Below are 25,235 nucleotides of genomic sequence, written 5' to 3'. Positions count from 1 at the left end.
CGGAGGACGGGCGGCGAGAGCCGAGGACGCGCGACGACAGGGGAGGCGGGGATGACGGAGGCGGGGACGGCGGATGCGGGGACGGTGGTGGCGGGGACGGCGGGAGCAGAGACGACGGTGGAGGCGGGGACGGCGGCGGACCCGGCGCGGGAACGGCTGCGCAGATGGCGGCTCGTACTCGGCGGGGACGCGGCCGACGGGACCGGATACGCGCCGTCCGGGCGGGACGCCGCGATGGACGGTGCGCTCGGCGCGCTCTACGGGAAGGGGGACAAGCCGCAGGCGCGACGGGACCGTTCGGCGGGGCTCGGGGCGTCGGCGCCGTCGGTGGCCCGCTGGCTCGGGGACATCCGGACCTACTTCCCGTCCTCCGTCGTCCAGGTCATGCAGCGCGACGCCATCGACCGGCTCGGGCTCGCCACGCTCCTGCTGGAGCCGGAGATGCTGGAGGCCGTCGAGGCCGACGTCCACCTCGTCGGCACACTGCTGTCGCTGAACAAGGCCATGCCGGAGACGACGAAGGAGACCGCCCGGGCGGTCGTGCGCAAGGTCGTCGAGGACCTGGAGCGGCGGCTCGCCACCCGCACCCGCGCCACCCTCACCGGCGCCCTCGACCGCAGCGCCCGCGTCAGCCGGCCGCGCCACCACGACATCGACTGGAACCGCACGATCGCGGCCAACCTCAAGCACTACCTGCCCGAGCACCGGACGGTCGTGCCCGAGCGGCTCATCGGCTACGGGCGGGCCTCGCGGTCGGTGCGCAAGGAGGTCGTCCTCTGCGTCGACCAGTCGGGATCGATGGCTGCGTCCGTGGTGTACGCGTCGGTGTTCGGGGCGGTGCTCGCGTCCATGCGGACGGTCAGCACACGGCTCGTCGTCTTCGACACGGCGGTCGCCGACCTCACCGACCAGCTCGACGACCCCGTCGACGTGCTCTTCGGCACCCGGCTCGGCGGCGGCACGGACATCAACCGGGCGCTGGCGTACTGCCAGTCGCGGATCACCCGGCCCGCGGACACGGTCGTTGTACTGATCAGCGACCTCTACGAAGGAGGAATACGCGACGAGATGCTCAAGCGGGTCGCGGCGATGAAGGCGTCCGGCGTGCAGTTCGTGACGCTGCTCGCGCTGTCCGACGAGGGCGCGCCCGCCTACGACCGGGAGCACGCGGCGGCGCTCGCCGCGCTGGGGGCACCGGCGTTCGCCTGCACACCCGATCTGTTCCCGGAGGTGATGGCGGCGGCGATCGAGAAGCGGCCGCTGCCGATACCCGAGGGCGTGTGAGCGGGGCCGACCGGTGCGGGCCGGTGATGATTTGTCGACCCGTCGGCGTCCGACTTGCGCCGGCAAAAACGGACATGACTACCCATCGGTAACGACGGGCTTGCGCAACCTCGGGAGGCGCGTGCGAGGATCGGCGCCGTTCGATTCCGACGCGTGAGGCTTCCTCGGCCCCGCCCGACGCGCACGATGCGTCCCCACTCGTCCCGCCGCCCGGGAGGAACTGCCCGCCTTGACCTGGTCAGCAGCCGTGTCCGGTGCCGCCGTGCGCGCGATGCGCGCGGTGGTCGGCCGGCGTGCGGTCCAGGTCGCCCTGCTCGTGGGCGGGGTGTTCGTGCTCGGCGTGCTGTGCGGTGAGCGGGCGCAGGCGGCGGACGGCGCGTCGGTGGAGGAGGCGTCCACCGTCTCCGTCTCCCGCAGTTCGACCTCCGGCACGGCGACGGCGCCGGCCGATCCGGGCGCACCGCGCGAGCCGGACGGCCGGGGACGGGCCGGTGACGCCGGTGAGCCGTCCCTCCTCGAGGCGGACGACGCGGACCAGGCCGCCCACGACGCGCCGTACGGCGCGTACGGAGCGGACCCCGCGCACGGTTCGTACGCCGCGCACGGTTCGTACGCCGCGCACGGTTCGTACGCCGCGCACACGGCATCCGACGCCGCCGGTCCTCTTGGTCCCGCCGGTCTCGCCGGTCCTCTTGGTCCCGCCGGTCCCGGCGGTGCCGTGGGTCCTGCGGTCTCCGTCGGTTCGCCGGACGGGGGCGTGGTCCGGGTCGTCGGGGAACGGGTCACGGGTCCGCTCGGAGAACTGGCCGACGTGGCGACGGGCGGCCTGAACGGACCGCCGGAGGAGCTGCCCACGCTGCCCGCGCTGCCTGCTGCGCCTGCTCTGCCCGTGCTCCCCGGCCTGGAGCACCCCGCTCCGCTTCCGGGCTTCCCGGGGCTGCCGACCGTCCCCGCACACCCCCTGCCGCAGCCGTACGCGCCCGGCCCGCAGCCGGAAACGCCGACGCCCCCGTGGACCGACACGCCGGCCCCGGGCAGCCGGACCGACACCACGGAACCCGTGGCCCAGGGCCCGGCGGCCGCCGGCGGCGCGACCCACGGCGACGACGGGCACCGGGCCGCGCCCGGTGCCGCTCCCACCGAGCCGGTTCCCGCCCCGCACGCTCCCGCCGACCACCCGGACGGCACCGCGGGCCAGCGCCCGGCCGCGGACAACGGCTCGCCGCGACACGGTGACGCGCAGGCCGTCACCGCCTTCCACCGGCCCCCGCTGCGGCTCGTGCCCGGCGCCCTCGCGCGCGTCGAGGCCACGGGCACGCGGGACCGCTACCGGGACGTTCCGGTCTCGCCTGCATAGGGGCATGTCCTGACTCGCCGCGACCGTGTCGCGCGCGAGGACGCAGCGCGCCTGCCCGCCCGGACCCCCCTCGGCGTCCCGGACGGAAGCCGCCGGACCCACCTCGTGGACCACACCCGGCGGCCGGACATGTCCCCCGCTTCCGAACCCGCTCGCACGCGACCGGGCTCCTTCGGAACCTCAAGATCCAAGGATCTGACGTACAGATGAACAAGAACATCCGCCGTTCCATCGTCATCGCCGCCGGTGTCACCGGGGCCTGGGCCCTCGGCTCGGCCTCCGCGAGCGCCGACGAACTGCCCCTGCTCTCCGTCTCGGCCCCGGACGCGGGCGCCGACATAGGCATCGGTGTCGACGCCACGGACTCCAGCGACGCCGCGGACACCGCCGTCAAGGCGGACACCGGCGGCGTCACCGACATGCTCGGCACGGTCGTCGAGTCCGTCACCGGCGCGGTGACCGACACCGTCGGCACGGCGAACGGCACGGCGAGCGACACGGCCGCAGACGCCGGGGCCACTGCCCGGGCGACGACCCCCGACGTCACCACCCCGCGCGTGTCCGGGCTCAAGGGCGCTGCCGCCTTCGAGGGCGCCAAGGCCGCGCGGGCCGCGCAGGACGCGCAGCGCGCGGCCGGCGACGTGGCCGGGCAGGCCGAGGCGACCGCCGGTACGGCCGTGTCCGACCTGGCCGCCGCCGTCGCCGCGCAGGACACGGTCGACTACCTCTTCGGCCCTCTCGCCGCCTTCGCCCCCGAGCTCGAGCGGCACGTCCTCGCGGTGGTCGAGGGCACCGGCGACGGCGTGCAGGACCACGCGGCCGACGCCACCGGCACGGCAGAGGGCGAGGCCGGGGCCGTCACCGACGCCGCGCGTGCCGCGGTCTGGGGCGTCCCCGCCCGCGTCACCGGCACCGCCTCCACCGCCGCGACCCGTGCCGCGGGCACGGCCGGGGCCGAGGCGACCGCCGTCACCGACGCCGCACACGCCGCCGTCTCCGGCGTTCCGGCGCACCTGACCGGCACCGTCACGACTGTCGCGGGTACGGCCGCGGGCGAGGCGACGGCCGTCGTCGACGCCACCCGCGCCGCCGCCTGGAACGTCCCCGGCCACGTCACCGGCACGGCAACGACCGCGGCGGGCACCGTCGCGGGCACAGCCGACCGCCACACCACCGCCGTCACCGACGCCGCACACGCCGCCGTCTCCGGTGTTCCGGCGCACCTCACCGGCGCCGCTACGACCGTCGCGGGTACGGCCGACCGCCACACCGCCGCCGTCACCGACGCCGCACACGCCACCGTCTCCGGCGTTCCGGCCCACCTGACCGGCGCCGCTACGACCGTCGCGGGTACGGCCGACCGCCACACCGCCGCCGTCACCGACGCCGCACACGCCGCCGTCTCCGGCGTTCCGGCGCACCTGACCGGCACCGTCACGACCGCCACAGGTACCGTCACCGGCACGGTCACCGCCGCGGCCGGTACCGCCACCGACGTGGCCGCCGTCGTCGCCGACGAGACCGTGCGGGCCGTCGTGCCGCCGGTCGCCGGGGCGGCCGTTGCCGGGGCCCTGCCGTTGGCCGGGCAGGCCGTGGCCGGAGCGGTGCCCGTCGCCCAGCAGACCGTCGGGGACGCGACGCCGGTCGCCGGTGCCGCCGTGGACGGTGCCGCCGCGACCGCCGTGCACGCGGCGTACGGGACGGCCCCGGTCGCCGGATACGCCGTCGACGGCACCGCGCAGGCGGCCGGGCACGCGGTCGACGCCGCGACCGCCGTGGCGTACGGCCTGGTCGGGGACGTCCGGCCGGTCGCGGACGGCGTGGCGCGGAACGTGCCGCCGGTGGCGGCCGGCGCGGTCACCGAGGTGCGGGCGGTGGCCGACGGCACGGCCGCCGGTGCGACGCCGGTCGTGACCGGCGCCGTCGCCGACGCCCGGTACGCCGCCGGTGGCGTCGCCGCCGACGTGCCGCCGTACGCCACCGGTCTGGCCGGGTGGGCCGTCGCCGACACCACGGGCGCGGTGCTGCCTCCGGTCGCCGACGCCGCGGTGGACGGCGTGCTGCCCGTCGCCGGGCAGGCCGTCGCGGACGCGGGCGGCCTGGCGTACGGCGTCTCCGGCGACGTGCACGCCTTCGCCGGCGGTACCGCCGCGCAGGTGCCGCCGCTGGCGTACGGCGTGACCGGGCACGTGGACCCGTTCGCGCAGGGCGTCGTGGAGGAGGTGCCGCCGTTCGCGGCCGGGGTCACCGGCACGGTCCAGCCGGTCGTGGACACCGTCACCGGAACGGCCGGGCACCTCGCCGAGGGCGTCGGCGGCAGCGCCTCCGCGCTGGCGTACGGCGTCGCCGCGGACGTCCAGCCGTTCGCGGGCGGGGTGGCGGACGAGGCCGCGCCGTTCGCGTACGGCGTGGCGGGGCAGGCGGCGCCGTTCGCGCAGGACCTGTCCGGCACCGTCCGGGCCGAGGCGGACCTGCTCGCCGGTCACGCGGTCACCGGGACCGAGGGCGTCGCCGAGTCCGTCACCCCGGGCTACGTGCAGGGCGCGTACGGCACGACGTACAACGTCTGACCCCGTGGCCCGGTACGCCGGGCGACGCACCCGTTCCACCCGTCACCCCCGACGTGACTCACGGGTAGAACTCGCGGGTAATAAAACGACTCCGCAGGGTCTCGGGCACGGGACCGCCGAAAGCCGTCGGCCGGTCCCGTCGCAACCCGGCGGAGGAGCGAACGGCCCCCGAAGGGGTGGGGGCCGGCCGCGCCACACCCGGAGAGCAGGGCCTTCGCCGCCCGTCCGGGTTGTTCCACAGGGCCTCACCGGGCCAGCCCCAGCCCGGTGAGGCCTCTCACTTCCGGCACGCCGTGCCAGAGATCGCGGCATCATGTGACAGGTATCACCGCTCACGTGTGACTCGCGATTTAGAGAGGCCCCCCAAGCGGCGATAACCTGCGAGACGGACATGCCGCGCGCTCGGACACCGTGTGCGCCTCCCTTGTGACACAGCGGACGTCACGTTGCCCTTCGCGGCACGCCCACGCATCCAACGAACCGCAAGATCACTGATAGGGACGGAAGCGCGTGGACCTGTTCGAGTACCAGGCGAGGGACCTCTTCGCCAAGCACGATGTACCGGTGCTGGCCGGTGAAGTCATCGACACGCCTGAGGCGGCCCGCGCAGCCACCGAGCGTCTCGGTGGCAAGTCCGTCGTCAAGGCCCAGGTGAAGGTCGGTGGCCGCGGCAAGGCCGGTGGCGTGAAGCTCGCCGCCACCCCGGACGAGGCCGTCGCCCGCGCGACGGACATCCTCGGCATGGACATCAAGGGCCACACGGTCCACAAGGTGATGATCGCCGAGACCGCTCCGGAGATCCTCGAGGAGTACTACGTCTCCTTCCTCCTGGACCGTGCCAACCGCACCTTCCTCTCCATCGCCTCCGTCGAGGGCGGCATGGACATCGAGGAGGTGGCGGCCACCCGCCCCGAGGCCGTCGCCAAGACCCCGATCGACGCCAACGAGGGTGTGACCCCGGCCAAGGCCCGCGAGATCGTCGAGGCCGCGAACTTCCCGGCCGAGGTCGCCGACAAGGTCGCCGACGTCCTGGTCACCCTGTGGAAGACCTTCGTCGACGAGGACGCCCTCCTCGTCGAGGTCAACCCGCTGGCCAAGGTCGCCTCCGGTGACGTCATCGCCCTCGACGGCAAGGTGACCCTGGACGACAACGCCGAGTTCCGTCACCCGGAGCACGAGGCCCTCCAGGACAAGGCCGCGGCCAACCCGCTGGAGGCCGCCGCCAAGGAGAAGAACCTCAACTACGTCAAGCTCGACGGCGAGGTCGGCATCATCGGCAACGGCGCGGGTCTCGTCATGAGCACCCTGGACGTCGTCGCCTACGCCGGTGAGGCCCACGGCGGCGTCAAGCCCGCCAACTTCCTCGACATCGGCGGTGGCGCCTCCGCCGCCGTGATGGCGAACGGCCTGGAGATCATCCTCGGCGACCCGGACGTCAAGTCCGTCTTCGTCAACGTCTTCGGCGGCATCACCGCCTGCGACGAGGTCGCCAACGGCATCGTGCAGGCGCTGCAGCTGCTCGCGGACCGCGGTGAGGAAGTCACCAAGCCGCTGGTCGTCCGCCTCGACGGCAACAACGCCGAGCTGGGTCGCAAGATCCTCTCCGACGCCAACCACCCGCTGGTCCAGCGCGTGGACACCATGGACGGCGCGGCCGACAAGGCCGCCGAGCTCGCGGCTGCGAAGTAAGGGACGAGGGACTAAACAGCCATGGCTATCTTCCTCAACAAGGACAGCAAGGTCATCGTCCAGGGCATGACCGGTGCCACGGGCATGAAGCACACCAAGCTCATGCTGGGCGACGGCACGAACATCGTCGGCGGCGTGAACCCGCGCAAGGCGGGCACCTCCGTCGACATCGACGGCACCGAGATCCCCGTCTTCGGCACGGTCGCCGAGGCCATGGAGAAGACCGGCGCCAACGTGTCCGTCCTCTTCGTCCCGCCGGCCTTCGCCAAGGCCGCCGTCGTCGAGGCGATCGACGCCGAGATCCCGCTCGCGGTCGTCATCACCGAGGGCATCGCGGTGCACGACTCCGCCGCGTTCTACGCGTACGCCGTGGAGAAGGGCAACAAGACCCGGATCATCGGCCCGAACTGCCCGGGCCTGATCAGCCCCGGCCAGTCGAACGCCGGCATCATCCCCGGCGACATCACCAAGCCGGGCCGCATCGGCCTGGTCTCGAAGTCCGGCACGCTGACGTACCAGATGATGTACGAGCTGCGTGACATCGGCTTCTCCTCGGCCGTCGGCATCGGTGGCGACCCGGTCATCGGCACCACGCACATCGACGCGCTCGCCGCGTTCGAGGCCGACCCCGACACCGACCTGATCGTGATGATCGGTGAGATCGGCGGCGACGCCGAGGAGCGGGCCGCGGCCTACATCAAGGAGAACGTGAAGAAGCCGGTCGTCGGCTACGTCGCGGGCTTCACCGCGCCCGAGGGCAAGACCATGGGCCACGCCGGCGCCATCGTCTCCGGCTCCTCCGGCACGGCCGCCGCCAAGAAGGAGGCCCTCGAGGCCGCCGGCGTCAAGGTCGGCAAGACGCCGACCGAGACGGCCAAGCTGGCGCGCGCGATCCTCGCCGGCTGAGTCACCGGCACGCAGTACGGCACGGGTGGGCCCGTTCCCCGCGAGGGGGGACGGGCCCACCGTCGTTTGCGGACGGGGCTCGGGCCGGTGCCGTCAGCGGGCCTGCGGGGCCAGCCGCTCCGGACCGCGTGCGAACTGCTCGCGCAGCCGGGCGCGCAGCTCCCGCTCGTCCTCCGACAGGGGTCCGGGTGCCACACGCGGCGGCACGCCCCGGACCGTCTCGCCCGGCGGCACCGGCGGTACGTACTCGGTCGGGGCCGTGCGCAGGGTGAGCGCCGTGGTGCCGATCAGGGCGACGGTGAAGGCGATGGCGGCCCGGGTCCAGAAGCGGGCCCGGCGTTCGCTGCCGCCGCGCACCGCCGGCGGCTCGGCGGCCCGCAGCCGCGCGGTGGAGGCCAGCTCGGCCAGCCGCCGGTACAGCAGGTGCGGATCGGCCAGGTCCGGCAGGAGCGCGGCGACGGCCTCGCGCGCGTGCAGCAGCCGGCCGGCCGTCGCCACCGTGCTGGCCTCCGTCTCCGCCGCCGTGTCGGGCAGGTCGAGGCCGACGCCGTCGTACAGCAGCAGCGTGCGGCGGTACGGCGGCGGCAGGTCCAGCAGGGCCTGGAGGAGCGCACGGTCCGAGGCGTCGGGCGGCGGCGGCTCGGGCTGCCGGTGGCGGCGGAAGCGGTGCCACGGGGAGAGCGCCCACTCGTACGCCGCCGCCCGCACCCAGCCGGCCGGATCCGGGTCGCGGGCCACCTCGGGCCAGCGGTCCCAGGCCCGCTGGAAGGCACGCTCGACGGACTCGCGGGCCAGGTCGCGGCGGCCGGTGAGCAGATAGGTCTGCCGCACGAGCGCGGGAGCGCAGAAGGAGTAGAGGGCGTCGAAGGCTTGAGCGGGCGTCAGGCCGGCGGAGCGTTCGGGGTCCGTGGCGGGTTCCGGGGCGTCCGCGGAAGTGGCCGGGGCCGTGGAGGCTTCCGGGGCCGTGGAGGGGTCTGGGCCCGTGGAGGGGTCCGGGTCCGTGGAGGGGTCCGGGTCCGTGAACGGGTTCGGGGCGGTGGAGGGGCCCGGGTCCGTCAAGGGCTCGGCGGCCGTGGCGGGTTCTGGATCCGCGGAGGGTGGCGGGTTCGTGGTGGGTTGCAGGGCCGTGGAGGATTCCGGGGCCGTCGAGGGTGCCGGGTCGGCGGTGGGCCGCGCCGACGGCGGTGGGGGCGTCCGGACGAACGCCGAGGGCTCCGGCGCGACCGTTCCGGTGCCCCGGCGTCCGGGCCCCTTCTCCTCCAGACGCACCGTCACGACCGCCGGACCCGCCGCCTCCTGACGCCCCGGCCCGGACGACGCCCCGGCGTCGGCACCGCCACCGGCACGGTCACCGCTCCCGGTGCCGTTCCCGGCGCCGGTCCCGTCCGCCGACGCGGCCAGACCGGCCAGCAGTTTCGCGTACGCCTCCCCCTTCCGGCCGCGCGGTGCGCTGCGCCCGGACTCCCACGCGCGCACCGTCTCGGGCCGGACGCCGACCCGCTCGGCGAGCTGAGCCCGCGTCAGCGCACTCGCCTCGCGCAGGCGTCGGCGTTCCTTGGGCGGGGGGAGTGGGGTGGTAGGGCGGCTCCTCGTCACCGGACGCCCCTCCGTACGAAAAAGTACATAAACGTATATTGAGCGACACAGCGGTGCTTCGCCCGTTACACCGGGAAAGCGCGTGTCGTTGGGAGCATGGCGGGCGTGACCCAGACGACCGCTCGCCGTTCGACCCCGGACGCCCTGCTCACCCGGGTGCGCGACCGCTCGCCCGGGATGGGCGCCGCCCTCCTCGGCGGTGCCCTCGCGGCCGTGCTCGGACTCGCCGCCCTCACCGTGCTGGTGACGCTGCTGTGGATCAGCTCGCCCTACCCGGACAGCGGACCCGGCGGCGCGCTGCACGTCGCCGCGTCGGTGTGGCTGCTGGCGCACGGCGGCGAACTGCTCCGCACCGACACGCTCACCGGTGTCCCCGCCCCGATCGGCGTCCCGCCGCTGCTGCTGCTCGCGCTGCCGGTGTGGCTGCTGCGCCGCGCGGCCCGCGACGCCGCGGACGGGGAGGCGGGCGACGAGGCACCGCTGGTGCCCGGCCGCACCGCGTGGTCGGGCGTCGTCCTCGGCTACCTCGCCGTCGCCGCGCCGACCGCGCTGTACGCCGCCGGCGGAGCGCTGCGGCCCGCCTGGCCGTCGACCGCGGTGTCCGTGCCGCTGGTCGCCGTGGCCGCCGCCGGGGCAGGAGTGTGGACGGCGTACGGCCGCCCGAGCGGGCCCTGGGAGCGGGGGCTGGGCGCGGTGCTGCCGCGGGGCGTGCGCCATCTGATCCTCGGCCCGGACGGCCGGCCCGGTGCGGCCGCGCGGGCGGCGGCGGCCGGGACGGCGGTGCTGACCGGCGGCGGGGCGCTGCTGCTGGCGGTGTCGCTGGTGCGGCACGGCGGGGAGACCCGCGGGGCGTTCGTGCGGCTGACGGAGGGCTGGTCGGGCTGGCTGACCGTGCTGCTGCTCTGCCTCACGCTGCTGCCGAACGCCGCGGTGTGGGCGGCGGCGTACGCGCTGGGCCCCGGCTTCCTCCTCGGCACGGACGCCACGGTGACCCCGCTGGCCGCCGCGCCCACGCCGCTGCTGCCGCCGTTCCCGCTGCTCGCGGCGGTCCCGGACGCGGGGGCGGGCACGGTGGTGAACTGGGCGGCCGCGGTGGTGCCGGTGACCGCGGGCGCGGTGGTGGGCTGGTGCGTCGGCCGGGTCACGACGACGGGCGGACACCCGGACGCGGCGGCCTGGACGGCCGGCCGGACGGCCGGTGCGGCGGTGCTGGCGGCCGGACTGTGCGCCGGCCTGCTGTCCGCGCTCGCGGCGCTCGCGGGCGGTCCGATGGGCGTGGCGCAGCTCTCCCGGTTCGGCCCGGTGTGGTGGCAGGTCGGTGCCGCGACCCTGGCCTGGCTCGGGCTGGTCGCGACCGCCACGTCGCTGGCGGTACGCGCCTGGCGCCGCCGCACGCCCGCCGCACCGGCCCGACCGCTCCCGGGACCCCCTCGGCCCGCCCCCGCCACGGGCCGACGGCTCCGCCTGCCCGTCCCGCCCCGCTGGTTCCCCCGGCGCCGGCCCACCGGCGACGATCTGCCGGCCACCCCCGGCGACACCCTCTACGACTTCCTGCCGTCCGACCGTGCCCCCTCGGCCGGGCTCGGCGGTTCGTACGACGATTTCGTGCCGTCCGGCGGCCGGTCCCGCGAGCCCTCGCAGGACGGGCCCGCGGCGTCACGTCCGTCCCGGCCCGATGACGAGGACCGTGACGCCCTGGACGTTCCGACGCCGCCGCCCTTCGTGTCCTCGGCCGGCTCGGCCGGCTCGGCCGGAGGGTCCCGCTCCGACGACGTGTACGGCGACGTGTACGACGACGTGTTCAGCGACGACTCCCCGCCCTCGGGCCGAGGCCTTTCGGCCGACGGTCCCGCATCGGCGTGACCGCGGTACCGGCCCGGCGACGGATGACGTCGGCAGCCGGGCCCGTCCCACGACCGACGGCCGCCGGAGCCGCGCCACACCACCTCGCGGCCGCCGGGCCTGCCTCACACGGCCTCGCGACCGCCGGGCCTGCCTCACACGGCCTCACCGTCGCCGGGCCGCCGGGCGTCCCGCGGGACGTGTGCCACCGCGCCCGCCGGTGCGTCAGTCGCCGGTGCCCAGCAGGCCGCGCAGTTCCTCCGGGAGGAGTTCGCTGCAGGACTGGCGGGCCTCCTGGGTGAGGGCGTCGGTGGTGCAGGTGTAGTAGTCCCGGTAGACGAGCTGTGCCGTGAAGGACGCGGCGACCAGCGCGAGCGCCAGCGACGCCGTGACCAGGCCGCTCACCGCGGCCGTGGTCTGCGGGCGGCCGGTCTGCTCGGGCGCCGGCGAGTCGGGGTCCGGGGTGCGGGGCTTGGCGCGCAGGGCGCTGACGCCCCAGTACAGGGCCAGCGCGCCCAGCAGCAGCGCGACGTACGGCCAGCTGAACAGGGCGAAGAAGAAGGCCCACATGCCGCACAGCAGGGCGTAGCGCGCCCGGCGCTGGGCCGGGTCCGTGGGGTCCCAGCGCATGCCGGGCCCCTGCGGGCCGCCGCCGCCCTGGCCCTCCGGGCCGCGCGGGCGCTCGCCGAAACCGCCGGAGGAACGGCCGGGCTGCCGGTCGCTCCAGTTGCGGCCCCACGGGGAACGTCCGCCGTCCCCGCCGGACGGATGCCGGGGCTGCCACGGCCGGTCGGGGGTGCCCTCCGGCGGCGGCGCGAACGGGTTGTCCTCCTGGGAACCCCGCGAGCCACGGGAGTCCCGTGAGCCATGGGTGTCCTGGGACGAGCCCTCGCCACCTCCGGAGCCGCTGCCCCCGCCCTGGGGCGCGTCGGGCGGCGAGGCGGGGCGCTCCCGCAGCAGCACGGCGCCACGCTCCCCTCCCTGGGCCGACTGCTGGGGGAACGTGAGGAATCGCAGGCTGCGGTCCGGCATCAAGTGAGCGTCTTCCCCTTAATGAAGCACGTTGTGGTTCGGCGCGACCGCCTCGCACGACGTAGCGACTACGACTGAGCTGGTTGAGCCGGCGCGTCCCGTCGGCCCGGGAGCCCGGGTCCGTCAGGGTGTGAACGCCCGGCGCACGGATGGCGTTCCCCGGGCATCAGGAACCTTCCCGTACCGGCTCGTCCCAGACGCTACCTTCCGGCCATGCCCCCGTCCCGTGGGGGCCGCCCGGTGTGCCGGTATCGTTGCTGACGGTCGGCCGCTTCGTAGGCTTCCCCGTATCCAGGGGCGCGAAGCATTCGTATGAATGTACAAAGCGCTGTGTCGCCGACCGCACGGACGCTCCCCGAGAAAGGGCCCCACCGTGGCCGCCAAGCCCGTGGCCGAGCGCGCCAGGCGTCTCGTCGTGCTGGTCTCCGGATCCGGCACCAATCTGCAGGCGCTCCTCGACGAGATCGCCGCCACCGGCGTCGAGGCGTACGGAGCCGAGGTCGTGGCCGTCGGTGCCGACCGCGAGGGCATCGAGGGTCTTGCCCGCGCCGAGCGCGCCGGGCTGCCGACCTTCGTCTGCCGGGTCAAGGACCACGCGACCCGCGAGGAGTGGGACGCGGCGCTCGCCGAGGCCGTCGCCGCCCACGAGCCGGACCTCGTGGTGTCCGCCGGGTTCATGAAGATCGTGGGGAAGGAGTTCCTCGCGCGCTTCGGCGGCCGGTTCGTCAACACCCACCCCGCGCTGCTGCCCAGTTTCCCGGGAGCCCACGGTGTACGGGACGCGCTCGCGTACGGCGCCAAGGTCACCGGCTGCACCGTCCACTTCGTCGACGACGGCGTCGACACCGGGCCGATCATCGCGCAGGGCGTGGTGGAGGTCCGGGACGAGGACGACGAGAGCGCTCTGCACGAGCGCATCAAGGAAGTCGAGCGAAGGCTGCTCGTCGAGGTCGTGGGGCGGCTCGCCCGCAACGGCTATCGCATTGAGGGACGAAAGGTAGTTATCCAGTGACCGCCGAGAGCAACAAGCGGGCCATCCGACGGGCGCTCGTCAGCGTCTACGACAAGACCGGCCTCGAGGACCTCGCGCGCGGCCTGCACGGGGCCGGCGTGGAGCTCGTCTCCACCGGGTCCACCGCCGCGAAGATCGCCGCCGCCGGCGTCCCGGTCACCAAGGTCGAGGAACTCACCGGCTTCCCCGAGTGCCTGGACGGCCGCGTCAAGACCCTGCACCCGAAGGTCCACGCCGGCATCCTCGCCGACCTGCGCCTGGAGGACCACCGCAACCAGCTCACCGAGCTGGGCGTGGAGCCGTTCGACCTGGTCGTCGTGAACCTCTACCCGTTCCGCGAGACCGTCGCCTCCGGCGCGACGCCCGACGAGTGCGTGGAGCAGATCGACATCGGCGGCCCGTCCATGGTGCGCGCCGCCGCCAAGAACCACCCCTCGGTCGCCGTCGTCACCAGCCCCGCCCGCTACGCCGACGTCCTCGCCGCGGTCCAGGACGGCGGCTTCGACCTCGCCACCCGCAAGCGGCTCGCCGCCGAGGCCTTCCAGCACACCGCCGCCTACGACGTGGCCGTGGCCTCCTGGTTCGCCTCGTCCTACGCGCCCGTCGACGACTCGCAGTTCCCCGACTTCCTCGGCGCCACCTGGGAGCGCAAGAACACCCTGCGCTACGGCGAGAACCCGCACCAGCCCGCCGCGCTGTACGTCTCCGGCACCGGCGGCCTCGCCGAGGCCGAGCAGCTGCACGGAAAGGAGATGTCCTACAACAACTACACGGACACCGACGCCGCCCTGCGCGCCGCCTACGACCACGACGCGCCCGCCGTCGCGATCATCAAGCACGCCAACCCGTGCGGCATCGCCGTCGGCGCGGACGTCGCCGAGGCGCACCGCAAGGCGCACGCCTGCGACCCGCTGTCCGCGTTCGGCGGTGTGATCGCCGTGAACCGCCCGGTGTCCAAGGAGATGGCCGAGCAGGTCGCGGAGATCTTCACCGAGGTCATCGTCGCCCCGGACTACGAGGAGGGCGCGCTGGAGGCCCTCACCAGGAAGAAGAACATCCGGGTGCTGCGCGCCCCCGAGGCCCCGTCCGCCCCGGTCGAGGTCAAGCCGATCGACGGCGGTGCCCTCCTCCAGGTCACCGACCGCCTCCAGGCCGAGGGCGACGACCCGGCCACCTGGACGCTCGCCACCGGCGAGGCCCTCTCCGAGGCGGAGCTGGCCGACCTGGCGTTCGCCTGGAAGGCGTGCCGCGCGGTGAAGTCCAACGCGATCCTGCTCGCCAAGGACGGCGCCTCCGTCGGCGTCGGCATGGGCCAGGTCAACCGCGTCGACTCCGCGAAGCTGGCGGTGGAGCGGGCGGGCGCCGAGCGGGCGGCCGGTTCCTTCGCGGCCTCCGACGCGTTCTTCCCCTTCCCCGACGGCCTGGAGATCCTCACCGCGGCCGGCGTCAAGGCCGTGGTCCAGCCCGGCGGTTCGGTCCGCGACGAGCAGGTCGTCGAGGCCGCGAAGAAGGCCGGCGTGACGATGTACTTCACCGGTACGCGGCACTTCTTCCACTGACGGTCCGGTCGCTCCGCCCGGCCGCCCGCACCCGCGGGCGGCCGGGCGGACGGCGTCTCAGCCGTCGATCTCGTACTGGCCGACCTCCAGGAAGTACCGCAGCTCCTCGGGCGTGCCGTCGATGACCTCCTCGGCGGCCGCGCGGAGCGCGTCGCTGATGGACGGGTCGGCGAGCATGCGGGCGACGGTCACGCGGTCGTCCTCGGCCTGGGCCAGGCGGTAGCCGGTCTCCAGGAAGGCGCGGGCGGCTTCGGGGCTGTGGGCGTCCAGGGCCTCGCTTGCCTCGCGGACGACGGCCTTGCCGGAGTCGGGGTCGGCGAGGATGCGGAAGATGGCGACCTGGTCGTCCTCGAACTGGGCCAGGCGGTAGCCGGTCTTCAGGAAGGCGCGCATGTCGTCCGCGGTGCCGTCGAGGGCCTCGCCTGCCTCCCTGGTGACGCCCTTGCCGGAGTCCGGGTCGGCGAGGATGCGGAAGATGGCCAGGCGCAGCTCCTCCTCCGTCATCTCGTCCACCGGAGTGCCGGGGTCGTCCGTGCTCGACGCCGACGCCGACGTCACCGCGACGGACGCCGGCGCCGTGTCCGCGGCGACGGCGGGAGCGGTGAGAAGGAGGGCCGGTGCGAGAGCCGTGACGGCCACCAGCAGAGCACTGCGGGTCGGTCTCATTCGTGAACCTGCCTCGTGGGTGAGGGAGTCATGGCGGACGGCGGTTGCCGTCCCCGGGACTCTCTCACCGCAAGGGCGGAAGATCACTGCCTGATCCGGGCAGTTCCGACGGCCGCTTCCTTGCCGGTGACGCACAGGACGGTCAGGTGGAACTGCGCAGCGCCGCCCAGGTTTTGGGCCCCACGTCGCCGTCGACGTCCAGCCCCTTGTCGCTCTGGAACAGCCTGACCGCCGCGACGGTGTCCTCGCCGAACTGTCCGTCGACGCCTGCCCGTCCGACGCTGTACCCGCGCTTGGTGAGCATGCACTGCACCTGCACCACCCGCTTTCCCCGGTCGCCCGCGACGGTGAGTTCGGTGCCGGAGTAGTGCGTGCAGTGCGAGAGCCACGGAGGCGTGGCGGGCCGGGTCGCCGACCGGCCGGGAGCAGGGCCCGCGGTGTCCGCCGCGTCGTCCGGCGGACCCGAATCGTCCCCGTTCTCCCCGTCCGTGTCCCGCGAGCGCGTCGGCGCGGTGTCCTCCGCCGCCCTGCCGTCGTCGCCCTCCTCCTCGCCGGGGCCGGGCCGTGACGCGGAGGGCAGCGGCAACGGCGGGGCCAGGGCGTCGTCGGCGGTGCTGACGCCGGAATCCGTGGGGGAGGGGGTGTCGTCGTGCGGCAGGCCGACGAGCAGAGAGGCGCCGACCGCCACGGCGCACACGGCGAGACCCGCGACGACGGCGAAGCGGCGTCGGCGCGGCGGGCCGGGCGGGTGGTTCTGCACGGTCGGCGCCGCGGACCCGTCCGGAGGCGTCGCCGGGCCGAAACCGGGGCCGGGCACCGGCGCGTTGACCCGCTCGGTCGGCGTGCGTACCGGGCCGTCCTGTCCGGCCGAGGCGCCGGCCAGGACGTCGTACGCCTGCCGCCGTGCGCGCAGTCGGGCGCCGAGGGGTTCCGGCCAGGAGGGGCCGCCGCCGCCCCGGCCCGCGGCCGCGTCGGTCAGCCGGCGCGGGGTGGGACGGCCGGCGGGGTCCTTGGTGAGGCAGGCGGACAGCAGCGCGGCCAGCGCGGGGTCGGCGGCGTCGAGGTCCGCCATGATCTCCGGGTTCGGCTCCTCGTAGGCGACGCGGTGCATCACGTCCATGCCCGTCCCGTCGCCGAACGGCGCCCTGCCGGTGGCGGCGTGGACGAGCGTGCCGGCCAGCGAGAACATGTCGGAGGCGGCGTCGCAGCGGCCCTCGCGCAGATACTCGGGGGACATGTAGGCGGGCGTGCCGACCCGGGAGCCGGTCACGGTGATCGCGCTGCTGTCCGCGGCGCGCGCGATGCCGAAGTCGATGACGTGGACGCCGTGCAGGGTGAGGATCACGTTGGACGGTTTGAGGTCCCGGTGGACGATCCCGGCGTCGGCCAGCGCCGACAGGGCCCGCCCTAGTTCACCGGTGAGCCACCACACCCCGGCCGCGTCCAGCGGCCCGCAGTCGCGGACGGCGTCGGCGAGGTTGAGGCCGGGCAGGTACTCGGTGGCCATCCACAGCAGCGAGTCCGCGAACCCGGTGCCGAGCAGCCGAGGCGTGTACGGCGCCCGGACCCGGGTGTGCATGGCGGCCTCGCGTTCGAACCGCCGCCGGAACTCGGGATCCTCCGCGTACTCCGGCCGGATCACCTTCACCGCGGCCAGCCCGGGACGGCCGTCGAGCGGCCGGGCCAGATAGACCCGGCCCATGCCGCCGCTGCCCAGCCGTCCGAGTGGCGCGTACGGCCCGATCCGCGCGGGATCCCCGGACTGCAACGGCACCGCCCCGGCCTGCCGCACCGCGGCTTGTCCGGACGCCGGCGTGTACGGCGTCCCGGGCCGCTGGTCTGTCATGGATGAAGTCCCCCGACCGTCCATACGTCCGAAAAGTGCTGGTGTGTCACTCCAGCTGACGTGAGGTTACCGGTCAGGGGCGGGCGGAGTGGCCGGAAGCCACGGACGGGTGCGGGCCGTTGTGCACCCGGGGCTCCTCGTGGGAGTGGCCCGGGCCGGAGGGGCGGTCAGTACCGCGGCCGCCTGAACCACTCGGCGCTGGGCCGCCTCGCCGCGAAGACGATCACCAGGATCGAGACGATCATGATGAGCAGGCCGAGGCCGTACAGCGCCAGCGAGAAGATGCCGCTGACGATCGCGAACGAGGCGTACACGATCGAGCAGACGCGGACGCCGTTGCCGCCCTTGGCGTACTGGAGCACCAGTACCAGGCCGAGGATCGCGAAGACGGCGGCCAGGCCCAGGAAGAAGACGACGACGCCCTTGCCCAGGTCGGCGTACCGCTCGACCTCGGCGTCACCGGTGATGCCCGCCTCCAGCATCGTCTCGTCCCACTCCGCCAGCGCCTTGCCGTACGCGGCCGCGATGAGGACGTGCGCCACGGCGATCACCGCGAGCAGGATCTGCGCGGCGCGCGTGATGCCGGGCATCTGGGTGGGGACGTAGCCGCCGCCGTACGGCTGGGAGACCGGCGGGGCGGCGGGGTAGCCGTATCCCTGCTGCGGGGCGCCGGGCTGCTGGGGGTAGCCGTAGCCGGGTCCGGCCGGGGGCTGCTGGGGCGGCTGCCCGTAGGGGTTGTTCGGGTCGCCGAAACTCATGGCGGTTCTTCCTCCGTCTGTGCATCGGGTGCGGGGACGACGCGAGGCACGGCGCGGAGGAATGTCTACAAGTGCGGTGCGTCCCCCCGGTTCTGCCCGCGGCACTGTGCCACTCATCGTTCTTGACCGTTCTGTTGCTTGTCCAGCCGTGAGCCGTATGTGTTGTGCAAGTGCAACATCACTGATCTTGGTCGGATTCGACCGGATGGGACCGGTCGGGCGGAGCGGAACGCCGTGGCCGCCCGGAATGCGGGCTGATTGGAACCGGGGACCGCTCATCGGCGAGGATGGGTGCCATGACCGCCCAGATTCTCGATGGCAAGGCCACCGCAGCCGAGATCAAGTCCGATCTGACCGCCCGCGTGGCGGCGCTGAAGGAGAAGGGCGTCACGCCCGGCCTCGGCACCGTCCTCGTCGGGGAGGACCCCGGCAGCCAGAAGTACGTCGCCGGCAAGCACCGCGACTGCGCCCAGGTCGGCATCGCCTCCATCCAGCGCGAACTGCCCGGCACCGCCACGCAGGAGGAGATCGAGGCGGTCGTCCGCGAGCTGAACGAGGACCCGTCCTGCACCGGCTACATCGTGCAGCTGCCGCTCCCCAAGGGCATCGACGAGAACCGCATCCTCGAACTGATGGACCCGGGCAAGGACGCCGACGGCCTGCACCCGATGAACCTCGGCCGCCTCGTCCTCAACGAGCCGGCCCCGCTGCCCTGCACCCCCAACGGCATCATCACCCTGCTGCGCCGCCACGGCGTGGAGATCAAGGGTGCCGAGGTCGTGGTCGTCGGCCGTGGTGTGACCATCGGCCGCCCGATGCCGCTGCTGCTGACCCGGCGCAGCGAGAACGCCACCGTGACCCAGTGCCACACCGGCACCCGTGACCTGTCGGCCCACCTCAGGCGCGCGGACATCATCGTCGCCGCCGCCGGTTCGGCCCACCTGATCCGCCCCGAGGACGTCAAGCCGGGCGCGGCCGTCCTCGACGTCGGTGTCTCCCGCAGCGCCGAGGGCAAGATCGTGGGCGACGTGCACCCGGGCGTGGCCGAGGTGGCCGGCTGGGTCGCCCCCAACCCCGGCGGTGTCGGCCCGATGACCCGGGCGCAGCTGCTGGTCAACGTGGTCGAGGCGGCGGAGCGCAGTGTCGGCTGAGCATGACGCCCGGCAGCGGGCCGAGGACATCACGGTCGCCGACCCCGTCAGCGCGCCCGACGCCGACGGCCGGCCGCGCCGCACCACCCGCCGGTTCCCGCTGTTCACCCGGGACACCGCGCGCCCGGAGGGCGGCGGCCGTGCGGCCTCCGGCGACGCTCCCGCGCCCGCCCGGCAGTGGCCGATCCTCGCCGTGCTGCTCACGGTGGGACTGGGACTGCTGCTGACCGCGCTGGACCTGTTCCGGCTGGGCACGGTGCTGATCGGTGCGGCCCTGCTGGCCGGGGCGGTGCTGCGCTGGCTGGTGCCGGACGTCGGCATGCTCGCGGTGCGCTCCCGCTTCACGGACATCGTCACCTACGGCGGGCTGGGCCTGGCGATCACGCTGCTCGCGCTGATGATGCAGCCCGATCCGTGGCTGGAGCTCCCGTTCCTGAAGGACACCCTGCACTTCACCGTGAGCAGCTAGACCGCCGTTCGCTCCGTCCGGGCCGTTCACGCCGTGACGGACGCCCGGGGCGGCGACGGCTCGTCCACACCCCCGTGAGCGGACGGGCCGTCGCCGGGATCAACCCTCCTGCACGGTGAAGTGCCTGTTCAACGGCTGTCCTGCCGCTGTGGCACGGAAGTGACCGTTCCGCTACGTCCTCCGCAATCCCCGTACATCCTTGCGATATGAGTCCGCGCCCGGCCGGCCCGATCCCCGCCGCGGGCCCGTGAGCTGCCCGGATCGCGCCCACGGCGTGCCCGCACGGTGCCCGCACGGGTTCCGCGTGGTGCGCGCGGCTCTCCAATGGGGTCCGCCGCGGCGTGGACGCGGCCACCGGGCCCGTGCGTACGTCCCGGCCACCGGCCTGTGTCGACGTGTTGACAAGGGCGCCGGCCGTGCGGCCAAGTAGGGAATCGCAGGCCGGTCGCTCCGGGGGACGGTCCGGGGCGTTCCGCTGTCACCGGCGCCGGGCTCCGTTCGGCCGACGGGGTGACCGATGGGACACTGGGCCGCGACGACCGGGCGCGCGCGAGGGCGCACGCCCGCCGCCCCGATGCATCCTGTGCGCCCCTACCGCGGGAACTGAGACCATTCCCGGCGGCATCCCTGTGGGTAGCCCGAGACGGGGACGGCAACAGGACGCAAGGCGCGAGGGAAGAACCGGCACGAACCGGGGGGAAGAGGGGGGAAGCAATGCCTCGTTGGAAGGCCTTGCCGGATGAACTCGATCCGCAGATCAGGGAGTTCACCAGTCAGCTCAGGCGGGTCGTGGACCGCAGCGGCCTGAGCGTCGCGTCGGTCGCCGACCGCACCGGCTACAGCAAGACGTCCTGGGAGCGGTATCTGAACGGCCGGCTGCTCGCGCCCAAGGGCGCGATCGTGGCCCTGGCCGAGGTCACCGGGACCAACCCGATGCACCTCACCACCATGTGGGAGCTGGCCGAGCGCGCCTGGAGCCGCTCGGAGATGCGGCACGACATGACGATGGAGGCGATCCGGATCTCGCAGGCGCGCGCCGCGCTCAGCGAACTCGCCGGGCCCCCGTCGGGCGGGGGCGGCGGGACCCGTAAGGGAGGAGCCGGGATCCGTCCGGGCGTCGCGGGGCCGGCCGGGGTGTCGCCGAGCGTGCCGCCGCAGCCGACCGCCTCGGAGGTGCGCGACGCCTCCGGTGCCGTGCGTGCGGGGCACGGCGGCGCGGCCGGGGCGGACTCCTGGAGTCCGGCCGGGGGCGGGCCGGTGCCGGGGGAGTACGGCGAGCCGTCCCGGGGGGCGTCCGGGCGGGGCCGCTCGGGCGGGGCCGGAGGCGGGCGGCGGACGTGGACGTTCGTCGCCGGGGCGCTGGGCGCGCTGGTGGTGATCGCCGCCGCCCTCTACGTCACCGGGACGGAGGACGACAGGAAGCGGGACGACGCCCGCACGTCCCCCTCGTCCACCGCCACCACCGACGCGAACCTGCCGCCGGGCGTGAAGTGCAGCGGCGAGAGCTGCAACGGCAAGGACGCGGAGGTCATGGGCTGCAGCGGCGACCTCGTGACCACGACGCGGACGGCGACCGTCGGCGCCACCACGGTGGAGATCCGCTACAGCGAGACCTGCGGTGCGGCGTGGGGGCGCATCACCCAGGCCGCGCAGGGCGACACGGTCGAGATCACCGCGGGCGCGGCGAAGCAGAACGACACGGTCACGGCGGCCGGTGACACGGTCGCGTACACGCCGATGGTGCCGGTCGGTGACAAGGCCGGGGTGACCGAGGTGCAGGCCTGCGCGGTCCTGGCCGCCTCCGGCGAGAAGGGCTGCACGGACTAGACCCGGGGCGCGGACCTCCCCGCGCCCACCTCCGGCCCGTCCCGCCTCCGCGCGCCGGTCCCGCGTCCGGCCCGTCCCGCCTCCGCGCGCCGGTCCCGCGTCCGGTACGTCCCGCCTCCGCGCGCCGGTCCCGCGTCCGGTACGTCCCGCGTCCGCGCGGGAGTCCGTCCCCACCGCACCGACAGGCCACCGACAGGCATCTGATCCCATATAGGGCCATTTGGACTCATATATGTGGGGAAATCGTGGTGATGTGCATGCAGGGCCGAAAGGCGGGCACCCGGACAGTACCCCCACGGGAGTCCGGCGCGGTCGGCCCCGACGGCGGCCGCCCCGCCCCTACCTCTCCCGGACGGAGCGGCCGCCCCTGTGTGCGAACGCCCCCGTACCCGCGTACCGGGGCCGTCACTCTGTGGGGCGGGCCACAGGGAGCCCGGACGTCCGCGATCCGGGATGCGCGATAGCCTGACCGCTGGATCTCTCTTGACGCCAAGAGATCGATCATCGAAACCTGTGATCGATCATCGCGGCGGGATCCCGCAACCCGGGGCAGGGACCGCCCCACCGCCAGCTGTCATACGGAGAACGCCATGACCCGCACTCCCGTGAACGTCACCGTCACCGGCGCGGCCGGCCAGATCGGTTACGCCCTGCTCTTCCGCATCGCCTCCGGCCAGCTGCTCGGCGCGGACGTGCCGGTCAAGCTGCGCCTGCTGGAGATCACCCCGGCGCTGAAGGCCGCCGAGGGCACGGCCATGGAGCTGGACGACTGCGCGTTCCCGCTTCTGCAGGGCATCGACATCACCGACGACCCGAACGTGGCCTTCGACGGCGCGAACGTCGCCCTGCTGGTCGGCGCCCGCCCCCGCACCAAGGGCATGGAGCGCGGTGACCTCCTCGAGGCCAACGGCGGCATCTTCAAGCCGCAGGGTCAGGCCATCAACGCCCACGCCGCGGACGACATCCGCGTCCTGGTCGTCGGCAACCCTGCCAACACCAACGCCCTGATCGCCCAGGCCGCCGCCCCGGACGTGCCCGCCGAGCGGTTCACCGCCATGACCCGCCTGGACCACAACCGCGCGCTGACCCAGCTGTCGAAGAAGACCGGTGTCCCGGTCTCCGAGATCAAGAAGCTGACGATCTGGGGCAACCACTCCGCCACCCAGTACCCGGACATCTTCCACGCCACCGTCGCCGGCAAGAACGCCGCCGAGGTCGTCAACGACGAGAAGTGGCTGGCCGAGGACTTCATCCCGACCGTCGCCAAGCGCGGCGCCGCCATCATCGAGGCCCGCGGCGCCTCGTCGGCCGCCTCCGCCGCCAACGCCGCCATCGACCACGTCTACTCCTGGGTCAACGGCACCGACGAGGGCGACTGGGTCTCCATGGGTATCCCGTCGGACGGCTCCTACGGCGTCCCGGAGGGCCTCATCTCCTCCTTCCCGGTCACCGTGAAGGACGGCGCGTACGAGATCGTCCAGGGCCTGGAGATCAACGAGTTCTCCCGCGCCCGCATCGACGCCTCCGTCAAGGAGCTCGAGGAGGAGCGCGAGGCGGTCCGCGGCCTCGGCCTCATCTGACCTGCCCGCCCGGGCTTCGAGGGCCCCGCACCGGTTCGTCCGGCGCGGGGCCCTTCGCGTTCCACCGAGCGGCCCGTCCGGCAGTCGGCCCGTCCGTCATGGGCCGCGGAGTCCCGTTCCCGCCACGGAGCCCGGAACACGGAGCCCGGAACACGGAGCCCGGAACACGGAGCCCGGGGCACGGGGTCCTGTTCGCGCCATGGAACGCCGGGTCATTTCTCCCTTTCGCCCTCATGTTCCGTGACGCAGCGCACTTTCGGCCATGGATTGCGCATGCATTCGGAGGCGAAGGGCAGGCGCACCCGGTCCCGTGGGCGACACCCGTGTGACTCACGGGCGCCGAACAGGAACGGAAGGCAGTAACCGATCATGGCGGACAGTACGGAACTCAGGGCGCGCGACACCATCCACGCAGGGGGCGAGTGGCGGGCGGCCGTCTCGGGGGCCACGCGCGAGATCCTCGACCCCGCGGACGCCCTGCCGTTCGCCGTGGTCGCCGAGGGTGACGAGAAGGACACCGACCTCGCGGTGGCCGCCGCCCGGCGCGCCTTCGACGAGGGCCCGTGGCGGCACACCCCGGTCGCCGAGCGGGCCGCGCTGCTGCGCCGCGTCGCCGACCTGCTCGTACGGGACCGGGAGGAGCTCGGTCTGCTGGAGAGCCGGGACGCGGGCAAGACCGTCGAGGAGGGCCGCGTCGACATCGACTGCGTCGCCGACGCCTTCCGCTACTTCGCGGACCTGGTCGCCGGCGAGGCCCCCGGACGGGTCGTCGACGCCGGTTCCCCCGACATCCACAGTGTCGTCGTGCACGAGCCGGTCGGCGTCTGCGCGATGATCACGCCCTGGAACTACCCGCTCCTCCAGGCCAGCTGGAAGATCGCGCCCGCGCTCGCGGCCGGCAACACCTTCGTGATCAAGCCCAGCGAGATCACCCCGCTCACCACGGTCGCGCTGGTCCACCTGCTGACCGAGGCGGGCCTGCCCGCAGGCGTCGCGAACATCGTCACCGGCCCCGGCCACACCGTCGGCGCCCGGCTCGCCGAGCACCCCGCCGTCGACCTGGTCTCCTTCACCGGTGGCCTGGCCAGCGGTACCAAGGTCGCCCGGGCGGCCGCCGCCACCGTCAAGAAGGTCGCCCTCGAACTGGGCGGCAAGAACCCCAATGTCGTCTTCGCCGACGCCTGCGCCACCGAGGAGGGCTTCGACACCGCCGTCGACCAGGCCCTCAACGCGGCCTTCATCCACAGCGGCCAGGTCTGCTCGGCGGGTGCCCGGCTGATCGTCGAGGAGTCGGTCCGCGACCGTTTCGTCGCCGAACTCGCCCGCCGCGCCGAGCGGATCAGGCTCGGCCGGGGCACCGAACCGGGCGTCGAGTGCGGGCCGCTGGTCTCCGAGCAGCAGCGCGCCAAGGTCGAGGCGTACGTCGAGTCCGCGCTCAAGGAGGGCGCGGTGCTGCGCTCCGGCGGCAAGCGGCCCGAGCCGTCCGCCGAGCGCCCGGAGTCCGGCTACTTCTACGAGCCGACCGTCCTGGACCGCTGCCACCGCGAGATGCGGGTGGTGCGCGAGGAGGTCTTCGGGCCGGTCCTCACCGTCGAGACCTTCCGCACCGAGGACGAGGCCGTCGCCCTCGCCAACGACACCGAGTACGGACTGGCCGGCGCGGTGTGGACCGCCGACGCGGGCCGTGCCCGGCGGGGGGCCGGACGGCTGCGCCACGGCACCGTGTGGATCAACGACTTCCACCCCTACCTTCCGCAGGCGGAGTGGGGCGGTTTCGGAAAGAGCGGAGTGGGCCGCGAACTCGGCCCGGCCGGGCTCGCCGAGTACCGGGAGACCAAGCACGTGTACCAGAACCTGGCGCCGAAGCCGGTGCGCTGGTTCGCGGGCTGAGCGCCCACCGAACCCGCCACGCGCCACCGAAGGCACCACGCGCCACCGCACGCGCCACCGCACGCACCACGCACCACGCGCCAGCGAACGCGCCCCGCACGCCGGGCACTTCCGGGCGTACCGGGCACCTCGGAGTCGCCGAAGCGCCGAGAGCACCGGAACGTCCCGGGCGTGCCGGCCCGTCGGACCGCCGGGCGGCCC

At 74.3% G+C, this 25,235-nt stretch carries 18 protein-coding genes; 13 read left to right on the top strand and 5 right to left on the bottom strand.

What is annotated here, in order from left to right; all coding sequences use genetic code 11:
- Positions 1 to 51 precede the first annotated feature (51 nt).
- From FGW31_RS13090 to sucD, 5 genes are all read left to right on the top strand, one after another.
- Complete coding sequence (locus FGW31_RS13090; protein ID WP_233452478.1) at positions 52 to 1,284, top strand: VWA domain-containing protein; 1,233 nt, start codon at positions 52 to 54, stop codon at positions 1,282 to 1,284.
- Between the two features lie 229 nt (positions 1,285 to 1,513).
- On the top strand, positions 1,514 to 2,641 hold the full coding sequence (locus tag FGW31_RS13085; protein WP_142193598.1) for a hypothetical protein: 1,128 nt from the start codon (positions 1,514 to 1,516) through the stop codon (positions 2,639 to 2,641).
- Positions 2,642 to 2,847: 206 nt separating this feature from the next.
- Complete coding sequence (locus FGW31_RS34995; protein ID WP_185907427.1) at positions 2,848 to 5,211, top strand: hypothetical protein; 2,364 nt, start codon at positions 2,848 to 2,850, stop codon at positions 5,209 to 5,211.
- A gap of 510 nt (positions 5,212 to 5,721) precedes the next feature.
- Complete coding sequence (sucC, locus tag FGW31_RS13070; RefSeq protein ID WP_142193597.1) at positions 5,722 to 6,900, top strand: ADP-forming succinate--CoA ligase subunit beta; 1,179 nt, start codon at positions 5,722 to 5,724, stop codon at positions 6,898 to 6,900.
- 21 nt (positions 6,901 to 6,921) lie between these two features.
- Positions 6,922 to 7,806 carry a succinate--CoA ligase subunit alpha gene (sucD, locus tag FGW31_RS13065; protein ID WP_142193596.1) on the top strand — a complete coding sequence of 295 codons (885 nt, stop codon included), beginning with the start codon at positions 6,922 to 6,924 and terminating at the stop codon, positions 7,804 to 7,806.
- 93 nt (positions 7,807 to 7,899) lie between these two features.
- Here sucD and FGW31_RS13060 read toward each other — a convergent pair whose 3' ends face one another.
- Positions 7,900 to 9,402, bottom strand: coding sequence for a helix-turn-helix domain-containing protein (locus FGW31_RS13060; protein ID WP_142193595.1), 1,503 nt, complete (start codon positions 9,400 to 9,402; stop codon positions 7,900 to 7,902).
- Positions 9,403 to 9,498: 96 nt separating this feature from the next.
- Between FGW31_RS13060 and FGW31_RS13055 the strand changes: the two genes are divergently transcribed.
- Entirely contained in the window at positions 9,499 to 11,265 is a 1,767-nt protein-coding gene (locus FGW31_RS13055) for a cell division protein PerM (RefSeq protein WP_220450358.1), read from the top strand.
- Between the two features lie 204 nt (positions 11,266 to 11,469).
- Here FGW31_RS13055 and FGW31_RS13050 read toward each other — a convergent pair whose 3' ends face one another.
- Positions 11,470 to 12,276 carry a hypothetical protein gene (locus tag FGW31_RS13050; protein ID WP_142193594.1) on the bottom strand — a complete coding sequence of 269 codons (807 nt, stop codon included), beginning with the start codon at positions 12,274 to 12,276 and terminating at the stop codon, positions 11,470 to 11,472.
- Between the two features lie 373 nt (positions 12,277 to 12,649).
- Here FGW31_RS13050 and purN point away from each other — a divergent pair, with 373 nt between their 5' ends.
- Both purN and purH read left to right on the top strand, forming a co-directional pair.
- The gene (purN, locus tag FGW31_RS13045; protein WP_142193593.1) at positions 12,650 to 13,288 is read left to right on the top strand and encodes a phosphoribosylglycinamide formyltransferase; all 639 of its coding nucleotides are present in this window, start codon (positions 12,650 to 12,652) and stop codon (positions 13,286 to 13,288) included.
- Positions 13,285 to 14,847, top strand: coding sequence for a bifunctional phosphoribosylaminoimidazolecarboxamide formyltransferase/IMP cyclohydrolase (purH, locus tag FGW31_RS13040; protein ID WP_142193592.1), 1,563 nt, complete (start codon positions 13,285 to 13,287; stop codon positions 14,845 to 14,847). Before purN ends, purH begins: the two co-directional genes overlap by 4 nt.
- A gap of 57 nt (positions 14,848 to 14,904) precedes the next feature.
- On the opposite strand, the gene FGW31_RS13035 is transcribed toward purH, so the two are convergent.
- From FGW31_RS13035 to FGW31_RS13025, 3 genes are all read right to left on the bottom strand, one after another.
- Positions 14,905 to 15,513, bottom strand: coding sequence for an ALF repeat-containing protein (locus tag FGW31_RS13035; RefSeq protein WP_142193591.1), 609 nt, complete (start codon positions 15,511 to 15,513; stop codon positions 14,905 to 14,907).
- Positions 15,514 to 15,655: 142 nt separating this feature from the next.
- Positions 15,656 to 17,359 (bottom strand): serine/threonine-protein kinase, encoded by a 1,704-nt coding sequence (locus FGW31_RS13030; protein ID WP_142193590.1) that lies wholly within the window; start codon positions 17,357 to 17,359, stop codon positions 15,656 to 15,658.
- A gap of 167 nt (positions 17,360 to 17,526) precedes the next feature.
- The gene (locus FGW31_RS13025; protein ID WP_142193589.1) at positions 17,527 to 18,117 is read right to left on the bottom strand and encodes a hypothetical protein; all 591 of its coding nucleotides are present in this window, start codon (positions 18,115 to 18,117) and stop codon (positions 17,527 to 17,529) included.
- A gap of 296 nt (positions 18,118 to 18,413) precedes the next feature.
- On the opposite strand from FGW31_RS13025, the gene FGW31_RS13020 reads away from it, so the two are divergent.
- From FGW31_RS13020 to FGW31_RS13000, 5 genes are all read left to right on the top strand, one after another.
- Entirely contained in the window at positions 18,414 to 19,268 is an 855-nt protein-coding gene (locus FGW31_RS13020; RefSeq protein ID WP_142193588.1) for a bifunctional methylenetetrahydrofolate dehydrogenase/methenyltetrahydrofolate cyclohydrolase, read from the top strand.
- Positions 19,258 to 19,737, top strand: coding sequence for a DUF3017 domain-containing protein (locus FGW31_RS13015; RefSeq protein WP_142193587.1), 480 nt, complete (start codon positions 19,258 to 19,260; stop codon positions 19,735 to 19,737). Before FGW31_RS13020 ends, FGW31_RS13015 begins: the two co-directional genes overlap by 11 nt.
- Before the next feature lie 714 nt (positions 19,738 to 20,451).
- Entirely contained in the window at positions 20,452 to 21,564 is a 1,113-nt protein-coding gene (locus FGW31_RS13010) for a helix-turn-helix domain-containing protein (RefSeq protein WP_142193586.1), read from the top strand.
- 590 nt (positions 21,565 to 22,154) lie between these two features.
- The gene (locus FGW31_RS13005) at positions 22,155 to 23,144 is read left to right on the top strand and encodes a malate dehydrogenase (RefSeq protein ID WP_142193585.1); all 990 of its coding nucleotides are present in this window, start codon (positions 22,155 to 22,157) and stop codon (positions 23,142 to 23,144) included.
- Between the two features lie 369 nt (positions 23,145 to 23,513).
- On the top strand, positions 23,514 to 25,034 hold the full coding sequence (locus FGW31_RS13000; protein ID WP_142193584.1) for an aldehyde dehydrogenase family protein: 1,521 nt from the start codon (positions 23,514 to 23,516) through the stop codon (positions 25,032 to 25,034).
- Positions 25,035 to 25,235 lie beyond the last annotated feature (201 nt).

This window comes from Streptomyces calvus, from assembly GCF_006782915.1.
Classification (GTDB): domain Bacteria; phylum Actinomycetota; class Actinomycetes; order Streptomycetales; family Streptomycetaceae; genus Streptomyces; species Streptomyces calvus.
Note: the sequence above shows the minus strand (reverse complement) of the source record. Positions and strands in the feature narration are given on the sequence as shown.